Here is a 20,307-nt window from a genome sequence, read left to right as displayed (position 1 = left end):
CCTATAAGATTCCGATAGAGATTGCCGGTATGAAAGTGATCAGGAGTAGCGCTGCCAGGAAAAATGCGATCATTGGCAGGGCTTTTTTTGCAATCTGCATAACCGGCACATCTGTCAGTGAACTTGCAACGAACAGATTGACTCCGATTGGTGGAGTTACAAATCCGATGGCAAGGTTGACAACCATGATTACACCAAATTGGATTGGATTCATACCGATAGCCTGCACGATCGGAAGTAGGATCGGTGTCAGAATCAGGATTGCCGGTGTGGTATCCATGACCATTCCTACAATCAGCAGGAAGAGATTAATGATCAGCAGGATTGCAACCGGACTGTGGAAATTGTTCAGGATAAATTCGCTGACGGTCTGCGGTACCTGCATCAGAGTCAGTACTCTGGAGAAGGCAGTAGAGGCTGCCAGGATGAACAGGATCGGTGTAAAAGTACGGATCGCTTCTACAAGGATCGGCCAGATATCACGGAGCTTAATGCTCTTGTATACGAACAGACTGATGATCAGGGCATAAAATACGGAGATAACAGCAGCTTCTGTCGGAGAAGCAACACCTGTGTAGATACATCCGAGAATGATGACCGGGCTTAACAGTGCAAAGAAGCTTTCTTTGAGCACTTTCAGAAGCCCTTTGTCATGAAGCATCTGTACCTCTGCATGGATTTTTTCTTTGTCTTCACCGTAGCGTTTGCAGTGATAGATCGCATAGAGCATGAGCAGGGCTCCGATCATGAGTCCTGGGATAATTCCGGCAAGAAACAGATCACTGACAGATGCACCCGATGCCATGCCGTACATGATGAATGGAATACTAGGCGGAATGATAACACCGAGTCCACCAGCCACTGCAACGATTGCGGTAGAAAATGTCAGATCATAACCAAGATGGGACAGGATTGGAATCGTCATACTTCCAACTGCGGCAACCGTTGCCGGAGCAGAACCGGAGATCGCACCGTAAAAAAGGCAGGTGACGATTACGGCACATGGCATACCAGCAGTGAATTTGCCAAGAAAATAGGCAAAAACATCAAACAGCTTTTTGGAAATACCGCCCTTGGCCATGATGATACCGGAAAGGACAAACATTGGAACTGCCAGGAGCGGGAAGGAGTCCAGACCGCCAAACATGGCACGAATCAGATATTTGGCACCAACAGTAAAGGACGGATCAAACACAGACGGAAGAACAGATGTGATTCCAAGGGTGATGGATACCGGAACTGCGATGACCAGTAAGACAACAAAGATAATAAATAAAACTACAACTGGCATTTAGTGTTCCTCCTCATTTGAATTTTTGATCGTGTTGATGCGGTTATCGATTCCTGATTCCAGAGCAGGTTCGTTGTGGGATTCTGCATTTGCCTGGATAAAGGATTCTGGGGTATTGCGTTCCGGATGTGCCGGGTCAAATACATTTTCACCTCTTGCAACACGGAACTCAATGATCCAGCGCTGCAGGACACGGAATGCGACCAGTACAAAAGAAACCAGAGGTGCGGCCTGTACATAGTACATCGGAATGCCGCATGCCGGTGAAAGCTGTCCGCTGTGAACAGAAGACATCATATAAGAATAAGCAAACGGAATCATGTAAATAAAAAAGATCAGCTCGAAGGTGTGATTCACTACTTTGAAGATTGCTTTTCCGCGGCGTGGAAAAATTGCGACAAATTGCTCGATCTTAATAGAAAGGCATTTTTTGCTGCAGTAGCTTACACTCAAGAATCCACACCAGATGAAGAGATATCTGGTAAGTTCTTCGGACCAGGACAGGGACATTCCAAGAACATATCTGCAGAATATCTGAATCCCCATGATCAGTGTCATGGCAATCAGGAAGATGACCAGGATAAATTCTTCGAGATTCTCGTCCAGCCAGTGAAGTATTTTTTTCATGAAGGACCTCCCTTAAAATAAGTATAGATGGTAATGTGACTGTAACAGTTCAACGCTTTGCAGTTATAAAAACACCGATATTTCTATTTTAAATAAAAATACCGGTGTTTTCAAGAAGTAAATATATTATATGTTACATTGCATTGTGAAGAAGTCCAAGGACTGTATTCAGATCATTTACTCCCATCTGTCCCGGTGCAGATGCTTTCTTAGCGGCACCAAATGTCATGGAAGAACCAAATACTTCACCGCAGAGACGACTGATCACGCCAGTACCTGCCATAGACATGGTAATGATCGGTCTGTCAGCATAATTTGTTGCCATTTCCTCTGTTGCAGCCAGAAGAGTCAGAACATCCTTTTTGTTCTGTGGCATAACGGCAATCTTTGGAATATCTGCATTCATGTCCTGCATCTTACGGAGGCGATAGATGATGTCTGCTTTAGCAGGAGTTTTGAAGAAGTCATGGTTGGAAGCGATAACCTTAACACCTGCTGCATGAGCTCCGTCGATGATCTTTTTAACGATCTCATCACCTGTGAAGATCTCAACGTCAATGAGATCTACATATCCGGTCTGAGCTGCTTTGATGTTGAGTTCTGCATAAGCATCCGGCTCGATTGCTTTTTCTCCACCTTCTTTGGAAGTACGGAAAGTCATGAGAAGTGGGATGTTACCAAGAACTGTACGAAGGTCTTTCAATACATCTTCAACCTTTGCAAAATCAAAAACACCTTCAAACCAGTCTACACGCCACTCAACAACATCAACCGGGATAGAATCAAAAGTTTTTGCTTCTTCAATGATATCTTCTTTTGTAATACCAACGATCGGAACGATGATTTTCGGTGCACCTGCACCGATTTCGATATCACGGATTTTAACTGTATTCATGATGAGTTTCCTTTCTATTATATAATGATTACGACGGGTTCCAAGTCCAGATGCCTTATCGTGCAAGCATGAACAGCTATTGGACTTTTCGCCCCTGGTTCTCATTTTAGTTCTCAGCTTCTGCGAGTTCAACCATTTTTTTGTAACGGATGTTTACAAACAGACCAAGTACAACACCAACTGCTGTAAGTACGATGTTCATGATCATAACCTGAGATGGCTGCATTTTGGATGCTGCTGTCAGGATCGTGTAGTTACACAGAGAGGATGCGATCATAACCAGAGCAGTTACCGTACCTTTGATCTTAGGGAAGAGCATGTTACATACAGAGGTAGCAATCTGGAGCAGTCCACCTGCGCCTGCCCATCCGATGATAAATGCACCTGCGATCATCAGTGTCTGGTTCTGACCTGTCAGAACAACGATCAGAGTTGCAAGACAGATAACCGGATAGATTACAATAAAACGAACATCTTTGATCTTTCTTGTGAGGAGTGCTGTCACAACAAGTGCGATCAGTGTTCCTGCGGAATAATAAGTCTGCATGATAGACGGGTCAGCCCAGCCTACATTTTCTTTTGCAAAGTTCTGTGCACAGTTCAGCCACAGCTGGAAAGTACCTGTGCATGTGAAACCGATCAGGATCATTGCGATGGATTCGAAGGAGAAGTGTGTGTGTTTCAGGCTGTCGATAAGTCCTTCTTTTTTACCTGCTGCCATCTGGTCTGCGTCTGGAAGTGGGAAGAGGAATACCAGTACGAAGAGTACAAGGTAGATGATTCCACATCCATAGAACAGACGGTTGTAGGAAGTAAGTCCTGCAGCAGTTGTAGCTACGGTTGCTCCAAGTACGAATGGAAGCAGCATCTGAGCGATTGCGATAAAGAATTTGATTCCCATGGTTGCAACACCAGGTGCTTTGTAGATGATTTCGGAAACTGCAGGGTAGATACCTGTATCAAGGAATGAGTTTGCGATACCACCAAGGATTGCACATACATAAGCAATCGTGTAACCACCGCTTGTGCCTGCGTTAAATGCAAGGGCAAGACCGATCAGGTAGATTGCATAGGAAGCACTACCGATTGCTGTGGAAATGCGACGGCCAAGTTTGTCTGAAAGAGGACCGGCAAATGGAAGGGCAATCAGTCGTCCAAGTCCAAGAGCAGCAGAAATTGCTGTGATCGCCATTGCTTCTACGCCCCATGCAGTAGCGAGAGCTTCCTTAATAACAGCCTGTCCCAAAATAGAACATCCAACGCCGTGGATGAAGTAGTTCAAGTACAAAATTAATGCACTTGGCAGGTATTTCTTGTTCATGTTATTCTCCTTTTCCTAAAGTGATTGTGCTGTTACTGTTCACGTGTAACTGTGAACGGAGTGAACAGTAGTTTTCTTCGGTTTTCTTTTTGTTCTGTCACAAACATCAGAAATGCCGGGTTACATTGTGTTAAAAAAATAACATTTGATTGTATTGTAACAGGAACAATGCATGTAGTCTAATGCTTTTAAAGTGGAAAACTAATGCATTGAATGCATTAATATGGTATAATAACTGATAAATTTTAGCTATTTATATAAGGAAGGAAAATAGGAAAGATCAGGTTGCTGTAGATGGTACAAACGGTAACGGGTAATACTGCAGAATAAGAGGTATATTATACAGGAGGAGAAGGTAATGACACTAAATCAGATTCTGTATTTTCAGAAAGTGGCAAGACTGGAAAATTATCACCAGGCAGCAGAGGAACTTTATATATCACAACCGTCTCTGAGCCGCTCGATGGCAGTACTGGAAAGCGAACTTGGGGTAGCTTTATTTGAAAAAAAAGGCAGGGGAGTGACACTGACCAAGGCAGGACAGCTTTTTCTGGAGCATGCAGACCGGATCGCAGCAGACTGCGATGTGGCAGTGGGTAAAATGCAGGAGCTTTCTGCGGATGGCGGTAAAATTGATATCGGTTATATTTTTCCGCTTGCAGGCCATTATATTCCACATAAGGTAAGAGAATTTCTGGATAAAGAAGAAAATAAAAACGTAGTTTTTAATTTCTGGCAGAATCATACACCGGCAATCGCTGCGAAAGTGCGTACTGGAGAATTGGATATCGGATTTGGGGGTTATCTGAAAAAAGAGGATATGGAATTTTTTCCACTCAGTGCACAGGAGCTGGTGATCATTACACCAAAGAAGCATCCGCTTGCCGGAATCCGGGAAGTGCCACTTTCAGAGATGAATCATTATCCCGTGATTGGTTATGAGAAAGAATCCTGGATGGGAACGTATGCAAAATATTTATACAGAAAATACCAGATCGAACCAAATACGATCGTAGAATGTCCGGATGAATATTCTATCGTGTCTTTGGTAAGAGAGAACTTCGGAATTGCCCTGATGCCACAGACAGATATTCTTTTGGATGCAGATGGTATCAATATCCACAAATTAAAGGGTTTGCAGATCTATCGTCAGGTGTTTATGTTCTGGATGAAAGACCGTTATCGTCTGCCGGCTGTAGAGCGTTTTATCAATTATATGAAGGAGCAGCAGGCAGAAGATGCGAATGATACCGAAAACGTATCAAAAGTTTATCTGAAAGATATTGTTAATTTTTAATACAAAGAGTTATGATAATTGTGTCACAAACAAAGGATTGCCACTCATGTGAATATCATATTTTATTGAATAGGAGATTATTTCATGAAGAGTGATTACCCAAAGATTTTTGAACCAATTACGATTAAAAGAACGACTATTAAAAACCGTATTGCAATGACTCCGATGGGAACCAACTACGGTGAAACAAGCGGTGAGATGAGTAACCGTCATATGAATTACTACTCACTTCGTGCAAAAGGCGGCACAGGTCTTATCATTCTGGAGAATGCCAACATCGAGTATCCGGCAGGCTCTAATGGTACAAGTCAGATCCGTATCGACCATGACAGTTTTATGCCACGTTATTATCAACTCGTAGAAAACCTTCATAAAAATGGTGCGACTGTAGCAATTCAGGTAAATCATGCCGGAGCATCTGCTTCTTCCGCAAGAACCGGAATGGAAACCGTTTCTTCTTCAAACATCCCGACAAAGGCCGGCGGAGAAGTTCCGCGTCCGATGACAAAAGAAGAAATCCTTACAACTGTTAAAAAATATGGAGAGGCTGCAAAGCGTGTCCAGGCAATTGGTTTTGATGCAATCGAGATCCATTGTGGACATTCCTATCTGATGAGCCAGTTCATCTCCCCTTATTATAATAAGAGAACAGACGAGTTCGGAGGTTCTGTAGAAAACCGTCTTCGTTTTCCACGTATGGTACTCGAAGAGGTTCGTAAAAATGTAGGACCATGGTTCCCGATCATCGTTCGTATCTCTGCTGAAGAAAGAGTACCGGATGGAAACACTCTGGAAGATACACTGGAATATCTGGAATATCTGGATGAGTTCGTAGATATGTATGATGTTTCCTGTGGTCTGAATCCGTCTCTTCAGTATCAGATCGACTCCAACTTCCTTCCGGATGGCTGGAGATCTTATATGGCAAGAGCTGTAAAAGACAAATTTAAGAAACCGGTCATCAATGCCGGTAACTACCGTGATCCGAAGATCGTCGAGAAAGTTCTCGAAAGTGGTGATGTGGACATCGTTGGAATGGGACGTGGTCTGATCGCAGAGCCAAACTGGGTCAAGAAAGTTGAGAACGGAGAAGAAGATATTCTTCGTAAATGTATTTCATGTAATGTTGGATGTGCAGGAAACCGTATCGGCGTAAACCGTCCGATCCGTTGTACCGTCAACCCGGCTGTACCGGAAGGCGATATTTATAAAGCACTTAAAGTCAACAAAAACTGCAACGTCGTAGTTGTAGGAGGTGGTACTGCAGGTCTGGAAGCTGCATGTACAGCAGCTGAAGTTGGCTGTAATGTATTTGTACTGGAAAAGAAAGATCACCTTGGAGGTCTCTCCACATTTATTTCGGATCTTCCGAGCAAGACTCGTATGAAAGATTTCCCGAAATATCTGGAAGCTCGTGCAGCCAGACTGAAAAATCTTTATGTTTTCCTGAATACAGAAGCAACTGTTGAGAAAGTAAAACAATTCAAACCGGACATCGTTGTAAATGCAACTGGTTCCGTACCGCTTGTACCTCCGATCAAAGGCCTTAAAGAAAACATCGAAGCCGGAAATGTGGCTACGATCTTTGATATGATCAACAACCTGAATGCAGGAAAATACCCGGATGAAGCCTGTCAGGGCAAAAAAGTCGTTGTAGTCGGCGGTGGATCTGTCGGACTTGACGTGATTGAATATTTTGCACCTCGCGGAGCAGAGTGTACGATTATCGATATGCTTCCTCAGATCGGTATGCTTGCAGATCCGATCACCAAATGTTCCATGCGTGAGACACACGATAAGTATGGTGTTAAGGAATATGTAAACACAGCACTTCAGGAAGTAAAAGAAAATGCATTCACAGTAAAACTTCCGGATGGTCAGATCAAGGATATGGAATTCGATCTTGGCTTCAACTGCCTTGGAATGCGTTCTAACAATCCGGTACTTCCGGGACTTGAAGAGGCATTTAAAGATACAGAAACTTATGTATATACAATTGGTGATTCTGTACGTGCCCGCCGTATTATGGAAGGTACCATGGAAGGTCGTGCGATCCTGAACGTACTTGAATCTCAGGGTTATCTGCACTTAGAGCCACTTGAATAACCAAGGCTTTAAAAGTACAAATGCTGAACCATGCTTGCATGGGGAAGCATTTGAATTTGAAAGCCGCTCAAACATGAGAAAGTAGCGATTTGCATAGCGAATCTGCGGATTTAATTCAAAAAGAAAAGAGGAAAAAATCATGCCAAACATTACAGGACATACAGAATTAGTAGGATTAATGGCTTATCCAATTCGTCACACACAGTCACCGACAACTCACAACCTCGCATATGACAAAAACGGCGATGATGTTATTCAGCTTGCATTTGAAGTAGATAATGATTCCCTGAAAGATGCTGTTCAGAGTATCCGTGCGCTTAAAATGCTTGGTTCCAACATTTCCATGCCGAACAAAACAGTTGTTCACAAATATCTGGACGAAGTTGATGAAGCTGCCAAATTATGCGGTGCCATCAACACAGTTGTAAACATGCGTGATGAAAACGGACAGGTTACAGGAAAACTCAAAGGCTACAACACTGACGGTATGGGATACTGGCAGGGACTTAAAGAAGAAGGCATTGATTTTAAAGGAATGAAGATGGTCCTGATCGGAACCGGCGGAGCTGCAACAGCAATCGCAGTACGCGGAGCTCTTGACGGAATCGCTGAGATTGAAATCTTCAACATCAAAGATAAATTCTATAGCCGTGGAGAAGAAATCGTTGACCTGATTAACAAGAACACAAACTGCAAAGCTACAATGAACGATCTTGCAGATCATGATCTCCTCAAAGAAAAAATGCATGCAGCAGATCTGTTCTGTGATGCAACAGGTGTAGGAATGCATCCACTCGAAGACCTTTCCAATATCCCGGATCCTTCTTTCTTCAAGAAAGACCTGATCGTAACAGATACAGTTTATGCACCACGCGAAACAGTTATGATGAAACAGGCCAAAGAAGCAGGATGTGAAAGAGTTTACAATGGTATGAGCATGATGCTGTTCCAGGCTCTGATTGCAATAAAACTTTACACTGGAAAAGATACTCCGGTAGACTACATGAAAGAAAAACTTGGAATCTGATTCTGATTCCACAGCTCCCCCGAAGAATGATACATATTCTTCGGGGGATTTTTCTATGCAAATTTACGTAAGGTATTGAAATTCGTCCTGAAAAATGTGATGATAGCCATGAAAGAATAAATGTATAGGATATGAGGAGAATTCTTATGATAAAACTTATTGTGACAGATATAGATGGAACACTTGTAAAAGATGGGACTCTGGATATCAATCCGGAATATATGGATGTGATAAAGAAGCTCACGGAAAAGGGGATACACTTTGTGGCATGTTCCGGCAGACAGTACTGCAGTGAAAGACAGTTGTTTGTACCGGTAAAAGACCGGATCTTTTTTATTTCGGATGGCGGTACTCTGATCCGTACATCGGAGGAAATATTAAAAGTTCATACATTGTCTGCTGAAATCTGGAAAAATATGGCGAGAATGGCAAAGAAAGAAATGCCGGGATGTGATTATTTTATTTCCAGCCCAGATGTCAGTTATGCGGAGAATGCGAAAACACCAATGTTTCGCTGGTTACATGACTCTTATGGATATGATATAAGAGAAGTGCCTGATTTATTGGAACCTTCCTTTGAAAATGAACAGATTATGAAGATTGCTATCTACAATACAGATCATTGTGAAGAAAAATGTGCTCCGGTTTTTACGCCTTACTGGAAAGATAAAGTCAATATGGCATGTGCGGGAAAGGAATGGATGGACTGTACACCACATGGCGCAGATAAGAAGTCAGCGGTTGCCTTTTTGCAGGAGTATCTGGGAATTTCACCGGAAGAAACCTGTACTTTTGGCGACAATATCAACGATATTGAAATGTTAAAAAATGCCGGATACAGTTATGCAGTTGCAAATGCCAGAGAGGAAGTACAGGCAGCAGCCAAAGCAGTCTGCCCGTCTTATCTGGAAGACGGTGTGCTGCAAGTGTTGAAGAGTTTACTGTAAGGTGATTTAAGGCAAATGTCAAAAATGACAGGAGGTTTTGCGATAGTTAGGAGTTGACTTTTTATCAGCAATAGCATATGATAATAGTAGCTAAGGAATGTGACGAGATTCCATGAAGCAAAAAACGAAAGCCCCCAGAGCTGCAACTCTGAGGGCTTTCTTGCTCGTTAAGGTGAGCTATTCTGTTTAGGCTGTTGCTGCCTATCGTCTACCGCTCAGCCATTTGCATATGTAGTAGCTAACTACGTTTGCTATCACGGAGACAAGAAGTGTGACGAGTATTTCTTCCATGAAACGTGCACCTCCTTTCTGCTGGAGGTTCGACAGCTATTTTAGTATAGCATAGGTTAGAACAAATTGGAACATGGAGGAAATAAACAGAAAATAATCTTTGCTTTATCACTTTAAATCGTGTATAATATTTTTTATATTCAGGCGAGAGTGAAATCGTCAAATTTTGATACGCGGAAAGGAAAATGGATTATGTCGAAACATATCACAGGACACACCGGATTATTATGTTTACTTGGAAGCCCGGTCGCACACAGTGTTTCCCCGGAAATGCATAATGAAGCATGCGATCAGCTGGGACTGGATTATACATATCTTGCATTTGATGTACCGGAAGATAAAATGCCGGAGGCAGTACAGGGACTTCGTACGATGGGAGCAAGAGGATGGAATATCACGATGCCAGGCAAGAACATTATGTGTAAGCTTGCAGATAAAGTATCTCCTGCATCTGAGATTTCAGGAGCATGTAATACCATCGTTAATGACAATGGTGTTCTGACAGCATACACAACAGATGGTGTTGGATTTATGAGAGCTGTTAAAGAAGACGGCGTTGATATTATCGGAAAGAAGATGACTCTTCTCGGTGCTGGTGGAGCTGCAACTGCGATTCTGGTACAGGCCGCACTGGATGGAGTTGCTGAGATCAATGTATTCAACGTAAGAGATAACTTCTTCGCAAGAGCAGAAGAGATTGTTGCAAAACTGAATGAGCGCACAGAGTGCAAAGTAACATTGCATGATTTTTCCGATCCGGAGGTTCTGCGTGCATCCATCGCTGATAGTGCGATTCTTGTAAATGGTACTTCAGTAGGTATGGCACCGAATGTAGACAGAACGATCATTACAGATACAAGTATGTTCCATAAAGATCTGTTTGTATTTGATGTAATCTATAATCCGCAGGAGACAAGACTTCTTCGTGAAGCAAAAGAAGCAGGATGCAAGACCGGTAATGGAATGTACATGCTGCTGTACCAGGGAGCTGCTTCCTTCAAACTATGGACAGGTGAGGAAATGCCTGTAGAGATCATTAAAGAGAAATATTTCTCTTGACAAGAGAAGTTATGGTTTTATAAAAAAACAAGGGGACTGGCTTACGAAGTCCCCTTGCTTTTTTATAAAAAGATTTCCCCATCAAATACGGTTGTAGCAGGGCCGGTCATGTAAACGAGATTTTCCTGACGATTCCAGAGAATCTGCAGATCACCACCGAGCAGTTTGACAGTAACAGGTTTGTCTTCATCTACCAGACCGTTCAGGGTAGAAGCAACAGCAACTGCACATGCACCGGTACCGCAGGCAAGTGTCTCGCCGGAACCACGTTCCCATACGCGCATCTGCAGGGTGTGGCGGTCGATTACTTTGACAAATTCCGTATTGATACGGTCCGGGAAAGCGATGTGATTTTCGAATTTTGGTCCGATCTTTTCGATATCCAGATCTTTCAGATCATCCATATATACGATCGCATGTGGATTTCCCATAGAAACAGCAGTGATGTGGTAAGTAGTTCCATCAACATTCAGTGGCTCATCGATTACCTGCTCTTTTGTGGAAACCACCGGAATCTGTCTGGAAGTCAGAATTGGTGCGCCCATGTTAACCTTAACAAGAGCAACTTTTCCATCATCACCCAGAGTCAGGTCCAGATATTTAATACCGCTCTTAGTAGCAACAGAAATATTCGTTTTATTTACAATGCCGTAATCGTAGGCATATTTTGCCACACAGCGAATTCCGTTTCCGCACATGGCACCCTGAGAGCCGTCCAGGTTATACATATCCATTTCACAGTCTGCCACATCGGATGGCTTGATCAGAATCAGTCCGTCAGATCCGATTCCGAAGTGACGGTCGCTGACAAATTTTGCGACAGCAGACGGATTACTTACAGTTTCTTCAAAGCAGTTTACATATACATAATCGTTTCCGATTCCATGCATTTTGGTAAATTTCATAAAAATAAATCCTCCTCATTCAAATAAATATTCTCCCTGATAAAAGTACTTCCCTTTTTAATCGTATTTGGAAAATTCCAAAACAGATTCTATATTTCGAAGTTTTAGTATAACGAAAAAATGTTATAGTTTTGTGAAACCAGAGTAAAAAATTACAATTCAATTACAAATATAACATAAATATGCAGAGACTGTATAGCACAGAAACGTTAAAATTAAGAAATTAAATTGGTTATGAAGGCAGTCTCAGATCAATTTCTGCATCTCCGGAAAAGGCCCGAGGCTTCGTTTCAGAATACCTGTCACCTGTGCGATCAGGATTCCGTAATTGGTAATCGGTACACCCTGATCCTGGCAGCAGGCGATACGGTACTTCATTTCACGTTCGTTTAACATACAGCCACCACAGTGAACCACCATTTTATAGGAAGAGACATCATCCGGAAACTCTGTTCCGGAAGTGAATTCAAAAACAGGCTTCTTTCCGGTATAATTTCGAATCCATTCAGGCATCTTGCATGTTCCAATATCTCCGCACTGGCGATGGTGTGTACATCCTTCTGCAATCAGGATGCGGTCACCATCTTCAATAGAAGAAAGAGCAGCAATACCTTTCAGCTGAATTTCCAGTTCTCCTTTATATCTTGAAAAAAGAATCGAAAAAGAAGTCAGGGTGATGTTTTCCGGCACAGCTTTTGAAACACGTGCAAATGCCTGACTGTCTGTAACGACAAGTTTCGGACAGACACCTTGTGCAAGAAAATGATCCAGGGTACTTTTTAATTCTGTATCTCGTACAACAAGAGAGAGAGCACCACGTTCCAGAATATCGCGGATTGTCTGCTGCTGTGGCAGAATCAGACGGCCTTTTGGGGCAGCTTTATCGATTGGGACAACGAGAATGACCAGGTCGAGGGGTTCGATCAGATCCTGGATCAGTGGGTATTTGTGCGTGTCTTCCGGTTTCAGAGAGGCAATTTTTTCTTTCAGTTCCTGGATGTTCATGCCGTCGGAAGCACTGACCAGAACTTCTCCGGCACGGACGGACATGGCAAGATCCTTGATCTTTTCGGTAGAAAGCAGATCAATCTTATTATATACGATCAGATAAGGGATGCCTTTTTTATGAAAACGGTGAATCAGTTCAAGTTCTTCTTCGCCTTTTCCAGCCGTACTGTCGATAACAAGAATTGCGATATCTGTTTTGTTCAGAACCTGATAACTTTTGCGGACGCGGAGCGCACCAAGTTCACCTTTATCATCAATACCGGGAGTATCAATGACCATGACCGGGCCAAGTGGAAGCAATTCCATGGTCTTGTAGACGGGATCGGTGGTTGTTCCCATAACGGAAGAAACAATTGCGAGATCCTGTCCGGTTACAGCATTGATAACACTGGATTTACCGGCATTCCTTTTTCCGAAAAAACTGATATGTACCCGTTCAGAAGCGGGTGTCTGATTCATTCCCATAAAATTACCTCCTTCATGATGTCTGCTGGACAGACAGCAAAAAACGAAAAATTTATTGCTATAAATTGTAAAAGTGGATTGATTCTATTATATGAGATATCATTAGGATATTCAAGCAGACACCATGGGTTTTGTGTTAACAGAGTTATAAGAAGTGGACTATTAGAAGATAAAAAAGCCTTTAAAAATAAAAAATTATGCATTCTAACAAGGTAAATTGTGAATGTGTCAAAAATTTTGTATACTTATAAAAGAAAGTATTGCTTGTAATTTTGGGATAGTGTGATACAATAAGAAAAATGAAAAGAAATTATGCATTTTCATGCATAAATATTCTCAAGGAAAATCGAGGAGGAAGAGAAGATGAACTTAAAGAAAATTACAGCAATTATGATTGGTGCAGTTATGGCAGTATCCATGGCAGTTCCGGCGATGGCTGATGATAAGGTAGAAACTGTTACAGATGGTAAACTTACAGTAGCAACAAGCCCGGACTTTGCACCATATGAATTTTATTCAATCGATGAAGATGGCAACCCGACACTTGCAGGATTTGATATGGATCTGGCTAAATACATCGCAGACAAGATGGGACTGGAACTGGAAGTAGTTCCGATGGACTTTGATGGTGTATTAAGCGAGCTGTCACAGAAAAACGTAGACCTTGGTATGGCTGGTCTTTCACCTGACCCGGCTCGTGCAGATGCAATGGAATTCTCTGATCTTTATTACAAAGGCGGACAGTCATTTGTATCAGTAAAAGACAAAGCAGACGAGTTCAAATCTCTTGAAGATGCAAACAACAAAGATTACTCTATCGGAGCACAGACAGGTTCTATCCAGCTTGATCTTGCAAACGAGAATACACCGGATGCAGACATCGTATCACTTCCAAAGGTTACAGACCTTATCACAGAGCTTCTTACAGGTAAAATGGATGGTGCATTTATTGAGACAGCTGTAGCAGAAAGCTATCAGAAAAACTATCCGGATCTTGAAATCCTCTTTGATGTACCATACGATACTGAAGGATCTGCAATCGGTGTTTGCAAAGGAAATGAAGGACTTCTCAAAGCTGTAAATGCAGCAATCGCAGATGCTCTTGATGATGGTTCTATGGACAAATTCATCGCAGATGCAACAGAGCTTGCAGCAGGTCAGACATATGAAGGAACACTGGACGAGAACGGTGCAGTTCCGGAAGCTGATGCAGCAGATGACGCTGAATAATATTTAAGAAAGATATCTTATAAAAATATTTTATAAGATATTTCAGGCAACACAAACAAAAATCATAGATTCCTCCCCAGATATATATGGGGAGGAATTGTTGCTGTTTAAACTTAAGTAATTAAGTTCAGTATTCAGCAATGATATATGAAAATTAACTATACAATGAAAGGAGTTTATATGGACAGTTTTATTAAATTATCTAATTTTGGCAAAATTGCCCCATATGCACAGCTGTTTCGACAGGGTCTTCTCGTAACTGTATTGTTGTCACTGTTTACAGTAGCGATTGGTTTTGTTCTTGCTCTGATCCTCGCACTGATGCGTATGTCAAACATCCGTCCGTTCCGTGCTCTGGCAGTAGACCGTAATGGACATCTGAGAGAGGGAGGACCGCTGGTGTGGCTGTCCAAATTTAATCCCCTTTCTTTTATCGCAACTGCTTATGTAGAGATTCTTCGTTCCACTCCGGTACTGGTACAGATTTTTATCATCTACTATGGTGTGTTCGGAATGATCGATCTTCCATCATTCCAGCTGTTTGGATTTATCAAATTCAATCGTTTCTTCCCGGGTGTTGTTGCACTTGGTATGAACTCAGGCGCATATCTCTGCGAGATCATGCGAGCTGGTATTCAGTCTATTGACCAGGGACAGACAGAAGCAGCACGTTCCCTTGGACTTTCTCAGACTATGAACCTGCGTTACATCATTCTTCCGCAGGCACTCAAGAATATCCTTCCGGCGATCGCAAACGAATTCGTTGTTATCATCAAGGAATCCGCGATCACATACACCATCGGTGTACAGGATATCATGTCTGCCGTAAACGCAGTCAAAGGTGCGACATTCATTATCATCGAGCCGTTGCTGGTAGCTACAGCTATTTACTTCTGCCTGTGCTTCCCAACCTCCAAACTGATTGCATATTTCGAAAGGAGAATGAGCCATGGCGACAAGCGATAGTCTGATTCAGGTAAAAAACCTCAAGAAACATTATCACAGAGGCGCGATTAAAGCACTGGACGGTGTGACAGCAGATATCAACAAAGGCGACGTAATGGTAGTCATCGGACCATCCGGTTCCGGTAAATCCACATTTCTTCGCAGTCTGAATCTTCTGGAAGAGCCGACAGACGGTGAGATAATTTTTAACGGTGTGGACATCACCAAGAAGAAATACAAAGATGCTTCCGGCAAGACAGTAAAACTTGATATCGATGGACTTCGTCAGAAAATGGGAATGGTTTTCCAGCATTTTAACCTGTTTCCGCATATGACCATTCTGGACAATATGACTCTGGCACCGATGAAAGTCAAAGGCGTTTCCAAAGAAGAGGCAGAGAAAAAAGCACTCGAGCTTCTGGAACGTGTCGGGCTTGCGGATCGTGCAAATGCATATCCGATCCAGCTCTCCGGTGGACAGAAACAGCGTGTTGCGATCGTAAGAGCACTTGCGATGGAACCGGAAGTGATGCTCTTTGATGAGCCGACATCTGCGCTTGACCCAGAAATGGTAGGAGAAGTTCTGGATGTTATGAAAGAGCTTGCCAAGGAAGGTATGACCATGGTTGTAGTAACGCACGAGATGGGATTTGCGCGAGAAGTTGGAAACCGTGTTCTTTTCATGGCAGACGGAAAGCTTCTTGTAGATGGCACTCCGACAGAAATATTTGATAATCCGACGAACCCGCGTCTGCAGGAATTTTTATCTAAGGTATTATAATAATGAAGGTGACCGGAATACTCTGGTTGCCTTTGTCTTTTCTTGATTTTATAGAAAGAAGGTACGATACGATGACAACACAAAAACAGTCTGCACTGCAGACAATTGAAGAAAAAAAGTCTCTGATCGCTGGCATTGCCGATAAAGTCTGGGAATTCGCAGAGCTTTCTCTTCAGGAATTCAAATCCGCGGAAACCTACTGTGAAGCACTGGAAAAAGAAGGATTTGATGTTGAACGCGGAACCTGCAATATTGAGACTGCGTTTGCAGCATCATATGGACACGGACGACCATATATAGGTATTCTTGCAGAGTACGATGCTCTCTCAGGACTTTCCCAGGAAGGTGGCCTTATCGAGCGTAAAGAAAAAAAAGCTGGTGGAAATGGTCATGGATGCGGACATAATCTTCTTGGTGCAGGTGCGTTTGCAGCTGCTCTTGGAATCAAGGCATATCTGGAACAGAATGATGTTTCTGGTACAGTGATCCTTTACGGATGCCCGGGAGAAGAAGGTGGTGCTGCAAAAGCATTTATGGCTCGTGATGGTCTTTGGAAAAAACTGGATGCAGCACTTACCTGGCATCCGGAAGATGTAAATGAGGTGGCTACAGGCTCTTCAAATTCCTGTATCCAGACACAGTATAAATTTACCGGCATTGCTTCACATGCCGCCGGTGCACCTGAGAGGGGACGCAGTGCTCTTGATGCAGTTGAGCTTATGAATATCGGAGTGCAGTTCCTTCGTGAGCACATGAGTGATAAAGCACGTATCCATTATGCGATCACAGATGCCGGCGGATGCAGCCCGAACGTGGTACAGCCTCGTGCAAGCGTTCTTTATATGGTCCGTTCCAACCATGTGGCAGAGGCAGTGGAGCTTCAGAAGCGTGTGGATAAGATCGCAGAGGGTGCTGCTCTGATGACAGAGACTACTTATGAAAAGAAATTCATAGACGGTCTTGCAGATACCGTAAGCAACTTTGCACTGGAGAGAGTTCTCTACAAGAATTTTGAAGAACTTGGTGTGCCGAAATATACAGAAGAAGAAAATGCATATGCGGATGCACTGGCTGAGACTTATGATTCCAACGGTGTACCTGGAGTTGCAGCAGAAAATGATGAGAATGCAAAAGAACAGGTGGAGAAGATGCAGAAGGAATACGGACATGCAATGAATGGATTCCTTACACCGTTGTATCAGAAGGATGCCTTTAAGGCTGGCTCTACTGATGTTGGAGATGTAAGCTGGCTGACACCGACAGCCCAGATCCATGTAGCAGCATGGCCGAATGGATGCCCGGGACACAGTTGGCAGAATGTTTCCTGTGACCGCACAGAGATTGGCCATAAAGCAGCGGTCCACGCAGGAAAAGTTATTGCAGCAACCGCAATTGATCTGATTGAAGATACATCTCTCTTGGATGAGGCAAGAGCAGAATTTGAAAAGAGAACAAAAGATGGTTTTGTCTGCCCGATACCGGCGGATGCAGTTCCGGTGATTCCGGATTAAAGATTAAAAAAGAAGCCGCTCCATTCAGGAGTCGGCTTCTTCTTTTTTACGAAGAATACTTAATTCTTTCATTTCTTTGTAACAGTATTTGATGATTTCTTTACGTGTGATGATTCCGATGAAATATCCCTGATCATCAACTACCGGGACGTAATTCTGATTGATCGCACGATCCAGAAGGTCTTCCATATCAGCATCTGCGTGTACCGGTTTATAAGTGGCGCGTCGCGGGATAGCCATGATGGAGACATTTTCCATTTCCTTCAGGTCAGTGCTGTTGATATTCAGTCGTCTGATGCCCCATAGAATATCCCCCTCGGAAATCGTGCCGGTATAACGGCCATCCATACTCAGAAGAGGAATACAGGAGAATTTGCGGTGCTCCATCTTCTCTACAGTCTGGCGAAGTGTCTCGTCCTCAAATATATAGGCTACATCACTTTTGGGTGTCAGGAAAAATAAAATATTCACGGTAAGTACCTCGGTCTTTCATATATGTTGCAGCTGTGAACAGCTGATGTATATTTACTGAAACAATTTATGTCAGTTGCTATTGATATGATAGTATGAAGGTACCTGTCTGTCAATAATTCAATTATTAAAATTTGGTGAAATCATACTATAGAAGAAATGCTTAGTAGTAACTTTTACAGCAGATTTACGTTACTGCTCACTTCTTTTATAATAAATTTACTCCGGCTTCTTCGGCTGCTTTGGTGATGGATTCCGGCCACAGGGATACGTGGACTTCTCCGATATGAGCTTTGCGAAGGAAGAACATACAGATACGGGACTGGCCAATTCCACCGCCAATAGTGTATGGAAGTTCTTTATTCAGAATTGCTTTCTGGAAAGGAAGTTCTCTGCGGTCATCGCATCCGGCTTCTGTCAGCTGACGGTCGAGTGCTTCTTCGTCAACACGGATACCCATGGATGAAAGTTCCAGAGCAATGTCAAGAACCGGATAGTATACGAGGATATCTCCGTTCAGTTCCCAGTCATCGTAGTCCGGTGCACGTCCGTCATGACGTTCTCCGTTGGACAAAGTCTTACCAACCTGCATAAGGAATACAGCGCCTTTTTCTTTGACGATCTTGTATTCTCTTTCCTTTGGAGTCAGATCCGGATACATGTCTACCAGTTCCTGGGTGGAAACGAAGGCAATTTCTTTTGGCAGGATCTCTTCAATATAATCATACTGTACAGCCATGTATTTCTCTGTTTTGCGGAGTACACTGTAGATAGAGCGGACTGTGTTGATCAGAGTTTCCATGGTACGTTCTTCTTTGGAAATGATCTTTTCCCAGTCCCACTGATCAACATATACAGAATGGATGTTGTCCAGGTCTTCATCACGACGGATCGCGACCATATCTGTATAAAGGCCCTCGCCATGAGCAAAGCCGTATTTCTTCAGCGCATAGCGTTTCCATTTGGCAAGGGAATGTACGATCTCAGCATTTTCGTCCTGGCCTTTGATGTCGAAGCTTACCGGACGTTCTACACCGTTAAGATTGTCGTTCAGACCTGAGGATGGAGATACAAAGATAGGAGCAGAAACACGGAGAAGATTCAGCTTCTGGGAAAGTGTCTGCTGGAAAAAGTCTTTGACAGTTTTAATTGCAACCTGTGTATCATGCAGATTCAGATCTGAATGATACCCGTCAGGAATCTTGATTTGTTCCATAATAATCCTCCTAGATTTAATGTAACTATTATAGCAAGAAAAAGTCGGTATTGCAATTTTTTTACCTTGTAAGATTGCAATAAAAAGGATACAATAATGAATACAGCAATTTGAAGTGAAATCGGAGAAATGATTTGAACTAAGGGGGTGTTGTCTATGAAATGTCCGTTATGTGACGGAACGGTTGTAAATGGACGATGTAAAGAGTGTGGTATGCCATACCGCAATGATGAAATCCTGTATCATCTGAATGAGAGCCGGAGTGATCACTATCGACATGCATCAGATAAGGCCCGTAAGATCATGCAGACACAGGGAGTCGGATCCTTGGGGAAAGGAAGCACCGGAAAGGCTGCTGGCAATCGGAATACATCCTCTGGCAGAGAAAAAATCCGGCCTGCAAAAACTAAGAAGCATTCAAAACTTGGGATACTTTGGGTGATCATTATTATTCTTGCAGCAGTTGCACCACTGGCTGAAGATCTGGGTGGTGTCATAAAAGAAGCAATTCAGTCTGAGGTTGAGAATAGCAGTGAGATACAGACAGATACCGCTGAGACCACAGATCCGGGTACATATTTTTACAGCTGGGATGATGAGCAGGGATACAAGGATTATTCGATCGGCGCAGGATATGGACCGGCACAGGCTGGTGTCCAGTTTGAAGCAGGAAAATATGGCGTTTTTACTTCCAGCGCCGAAGTGACACTTACTGTTACCAGAAAGAAAGCAGACAACGAACAATATACACTCAAAGATGGTGAGGATACACTGTTTCTGACATTTGAAGAAGGTGACACGATTCAGGTAGAATCCGAAGAGAGTGACTTCGACAGTGTTTATCTGATGGAGTGGGAAGATTAAAAATATTAGTTTAATAATGGATTTTCGGGGGAAGATTTCAGACAATAAAA

The 20,307-nt window shown here is 42.9% G+C and carries 18 protein-coding genes; 10 read left to right on the top strand and 8 right to left on the bottom strand.

The window, feature by feature from the left end; all coding sequences use genetic code 11:
* Position 1: 1 nt before the first annotated feature.
* From LI112_RS01095 to LI112_RS01080, 4 genes are all read right to left on the bottom strand, one after another.
* Positions 2–1,291, bottom strand: a complete 1,290-nt coding sequence (locus LI112_RS01095; protein WP_055065915.1) for a TRAP transporter large permease — start codon at positions 1,289–1,291, stop codon at positions 2–4.
* Positions 1,292–1,918: a TRAP transporter small permease gene (locus LI112_RS01090; RefSeq protein ID WP_022389113.1), complete on the bottom strand. Its 627-nt coding sequence runs from the start codon at positions 1,916–1,918 to the stop codon at positions 1,292–1,294.
* A 133-nt stretch (positions 1,919–2,051) separates the two neighbouring features.
* The gene (gene aroD, locus LI112_RS01085) at positions 2,052–2,813 is read right to left on the bottom strand and encodes a type I 3-dehydroquinate dehydratase (RefSeq protein ID WP_055065916.1); all 762 of its coding nucleotides are present in this window, start codon (positions 2,811–2,813) and stop codon (positions 2,052–2,054) included.
* A gap of 106 nt (positions 2,814–2,919) precedes the next feature.
* Positions 2,920–4,134 carry an MFS transporter gene (locus tag LI112_RS01080; RefSeq protein ID WP_227190105.1) on the bottom strand — a complete coding sequence of 405 codons (1,215 nt, stop codon included), beginning with the start codon at positions 4,132–4,134 and terminating at the stop codon, positions 2,920–2,922.
* A 358-nt stretch (positions 4,135–4,492) separates the two neighbouring features.
* Here LI112_RS01080 and LI112_RS01075 point away from each other — a divergent pair, with 358 nt between their 5' ends.
* From LI112_RS01075 to aroE, 5 genes are all read left to right on the top strand, one after another.
* Positions 4,493–5,431 carry a LysR family transcriptional regulator gene (locus LI112_RS01075; protein ID WP_022389116.1) on the top strand — a complete coding sequence of 313 codons (939 nt, stop codon included), beginning with the start codon at positions 4,493–4,495 and terminating at the stop codon, positions 5,429–5,431.
* Positions 5,432–5,515: 84 nt separating this feature from the next.
* Positions 5,516–7,537, top strand: a complete 2,022-nt coding sequence (locus LI112_RS01070; protein WP_173908774.1) for an FAD-dependent oxidoreductase — start codon at positions 5,516–5,518, stop codon at positions 7,535–7,537.
* A gap of 136 nt (positions 7,538–7,673) precedes the next feature.
* Entirely contained in the window at positions 7,674–8,564 is an 891-nt protein-coding gene (locus LI112_RS01065; protein ID WP_334290520.1) for a quinate/shikimate dehydrogenase, read from the top strand.
* 146 nt (positions 8,565–8,710) lie between these two features.
* Positions 8,711–9,511 (top strand): Cof-type HAD-IIB family hydrolase, encoded by an 801-nt coding sequence (locus tag LI112_RS01060; RefSeq protein ID WP_227190104.1) that lies wholly within the window; start codon positions 8,711–8,713, stop codon positions 9,509–9,511.
* A gap of 483 nt (positions 9,512–9,994) precedes the next feature.
* Complete coding sequence (aroE, locus tag LI112_RS01055) at positions 9,995–10,861, top strand: shikimate dehydrogenase (protein WP_022389135.1); 867 nt, start codon at positions 9,995–9,997, stop codon at positions 10,859–10,861.
* 62 nt (positions 10,862–10,923) lie between these two features.
* Here aroE and dapF read toward each other — a convergent pair whose 3' ends face one another.
* Both dapF and hydF read right to left on the bottom strand, forming a co-directional pair.
* Positions 10,924–11,766: a diaminopimelate epimerase gene (dapF, locus tag LI112_RS01050; RefSeq protein ID WP_117753578.1), complete on the bottom strand. Its 843-nt coding sequence runs from the start codon at positions 11,764–11,766 to the stop codon at positions 10,924–10,926.
* 246 nt (positions 11,767–12,012) lie between these two features.
* Positions 12,013–13,239, bottom strand: coding sequence for a [FeFe] hydrogenase H-cluster maturation GTPase HydF (gene hydF / locus LI112_RS01045; RefSeq protein WP_227190103.1), 1,227 nt, complete (start codon positions 13,237–13,239; stop codon positions 12,013–12,015).
* A 363-nt stretch (positions 13,240–13,602) separates the two neighbouring features.
* Here hydF and LI112_RS01040 point away from each other — a divergent pair, with 363 nt between their 5' ends.
* The 4 genes from LI112_RS01040 (at position 13,603) to LI112_RS01025 (ending at position 17,706) form a co-directional block, all read left to right on the top strand.
* Positions 13,603–14,469 carry a transporter substrate-binding domain-containing protein gene (locus tag LI112_RS01040; protein ID WP_227190102.1) on the top strand — a complete coding sequence of 289 codons (867 nt, stop codon included), beginning with the start codon at positions 13,603–13,605 and terminating at the stop codon, positions 14,467–14,469.
* A 180-nt stretch (positions 14,470–14,649) separates the two neighbouring features.
* Positions 14,650–15,435, top strand: a complete 786-nt coding sequence (locus LI112_RS01035) for an amino acid ABC transporter permease (protein WP_022389139.1) — start codon at positions 14,650–14,652, stop codon at positions 15,433–15,435.
* Positions 15,419–16,195 carry an amino acid ABC transporter ATP-binding protein gene (locus tag LI112_RS01030; RefSeq protein ID WP_273701123.1) on the top strand — a complete coding sequence of 259 codons (777 nt, stop codon included), beginning with the start codon at positions 15,419–15,421 and terminating at the stop codon, positions 16,193–16,195. The genes LI112_RS01035 and LI112_RS01030 overlap by 17 nt, the downstream gene beginning before the upstream one ends.
* Positions 16,196–16,266: 71 nt before the next feature.
* Positions 16,267–17,706 (top strand): M20 family metallopeptidase, encoded by a 1,440-nt coding sequence (locus tag LI112_RS01025; RefSeq protein ID WP_227190101.1) that lies wholly within the window; start codon positions 16,267–16,269, stop codon positions 17,704–17,706.
* A 24-nt stretch (positions 17,707–17,730) separates the two neighbouring features.
* Here the strand turns inward: LI112_RS01025 and LI112_RS01020 are convergent, their stop codons facing one another.
* Both LI112_RS01020 and asnA read right to left on the bottom strand, forming a co-directional pair.
* Positions 17,731–18,177 (bottom strand): CBS domain-containing protein, encoded by a 447-nt coding sequence (locus LI112_RS01020; protein WP_022389142.1) that lies wholly within the window; start codon positions 18,175–18,177, stop codon positions 17,731–17,733.
* 208 nt (positions 18,178–18,385) lie between these two features.
* Entirely contained in the window at positions 18,386–19,393 is a 1,008-nt protein-coding gene (asnA, locus tag LI112_RS01015) for an aspartate--ammonia ligase (protein ID WP_005428005.1), read from the bottom strand.
* A gap of 156 nt (positions 19,394–19,549) precedes the next feature.
* On the opposite strand from asnA, the gene LI112_RS01010 reads away from it, so the two are divergent.
* On the top strand, positions 19,550–20,257 hold the full coding sequence (locus LI112_RS01010) for a hypothetical protein (RefSeq protein ID WP_044926231.1): 708 nt from the start codon (positions 19,550–19,552) through the stop codon (positions 20,255–20,257).
* The last annotated feature ends 50 nt before the right edge of the window (positions 20,258–20,307 follow it).

Source organism: Blautia sp. 210820-DFI.6.14, from assembly GCF_020558815.1.
GTDB classification, from domain to species: Bacteria; Bacillota; Clostridia; order Lachnospirales; family Lachnospiraceae; genus Blautia_A; species Blautia_A obeum.
This window is presented reverse-complemented; position numbering and strand designations above follow the sequence as displayed.

Bases quoted from the DNA above. Each gene is read 5' to 3' on its own strand.
- LI112_RS01095 (WP_055065915.1), bottom strand. From the start codon at position 1,291: ATGCCAGTTGTAGTTTTATTTATTATCTTTGTTGTCTTACTGGTCATC.
- LI112_RS01090 (WP_022389113.1), bottom strand. From the start codon at position 1,918: ATGAAAAAAATACTTCACTGGCTGGACGAGAATCTCGAAGAATTTATC.
- aroD (WP_055065916.1), bottom strand. From the start codon at position 2,813: ATGAATACAGTTAAAATCCGTGATATCGAAATCGGTGCAGGTGCACCG.
- LI112_RS01080 (WP_227190105.1), bottom strand. From the start codon at position 4,134: ATGAACAAGAAATACCTGCCAAGTGCATTAATTTTGTACTTGAACTAC.
- LI112_RS01075 (WP_022389116.1), top strand. From the start codon at position 4,493: ATGACACTAAATCAGATTCTGTATTTTCAGAAAGTGGCAAGACTGGAA.
- LI112_RS01070 (WP_173908774.1), top strand. From the start codon at position 5,516: ATGAAGAGTGATTACCCAAAGATTTTTGAACCAATTACGATTAAAAGA.
- LI112_RS01060 (WP_227190104.1), top strand. From the start codon at position 8,711: ATGATAAAACTTATTGTGACAGATATAGATGGAACACTTGTAAAAGAT.
- aroE (WP_022389135.1), top strand. From the start codon at position 9,995: ATGTCGAAACATATCACAGGACACACCGGATTATTATGTTTACTTGGA.
- dapF (WP_117753578.1), bottom strand. From the start codon at position 11,766: ATGAAATTTACCAAAATGCATGGAATCGGAAACGATTATGTATATGTA.
- hydF (WP_227190103.1), bottom strand. From the start codon at position 13,239: ATGGGAATGAATCAGACACCCGCTTCTGAACGGGTACATATCAGTTTT.
- LI112_RS01040 (WP_227190102.1), top strand. From the start codon at position 13,603: ATGAACTTAAAGAAAATTACAGCAATTATGATTGGTGCAGTTATGGCA.
- LI112_RS01035 (WP_022389139.1), top strand. From the start codon at position 14,650: ATGGACAGTTTTATTAAATTATCTAATTTTGGCAAAATTGCCCCATAT.
- LI112_RS01030 (WP_273701123.1), top strand. From the start codon at position 15,419: ATGGCGACAAGCGATAGTCTGATTCAGGTAAAAAACCTCAAGAAACAT.
- LI112_RS01025 (WP_227190101.1), top strand. From the start codon at position 16,267: ATGACAACACAAAAACAGTCTGCACTGCAGACAATTGAAGAAAAAAAG.
- asnA (WP_005428005.1), bottom strand. From the start codon at position 19,393: ATGGAACAAATCAAGATTCCTGACGGGTATCATTCAGATCTGAATCTG.
- LI112_RS01010 (WP_044926231.1), top strand. From the start codon at position 19,550: ATGAAATGTCCGTTATGTGACGGAACGGTTGTAAATGGACGATGTAAA.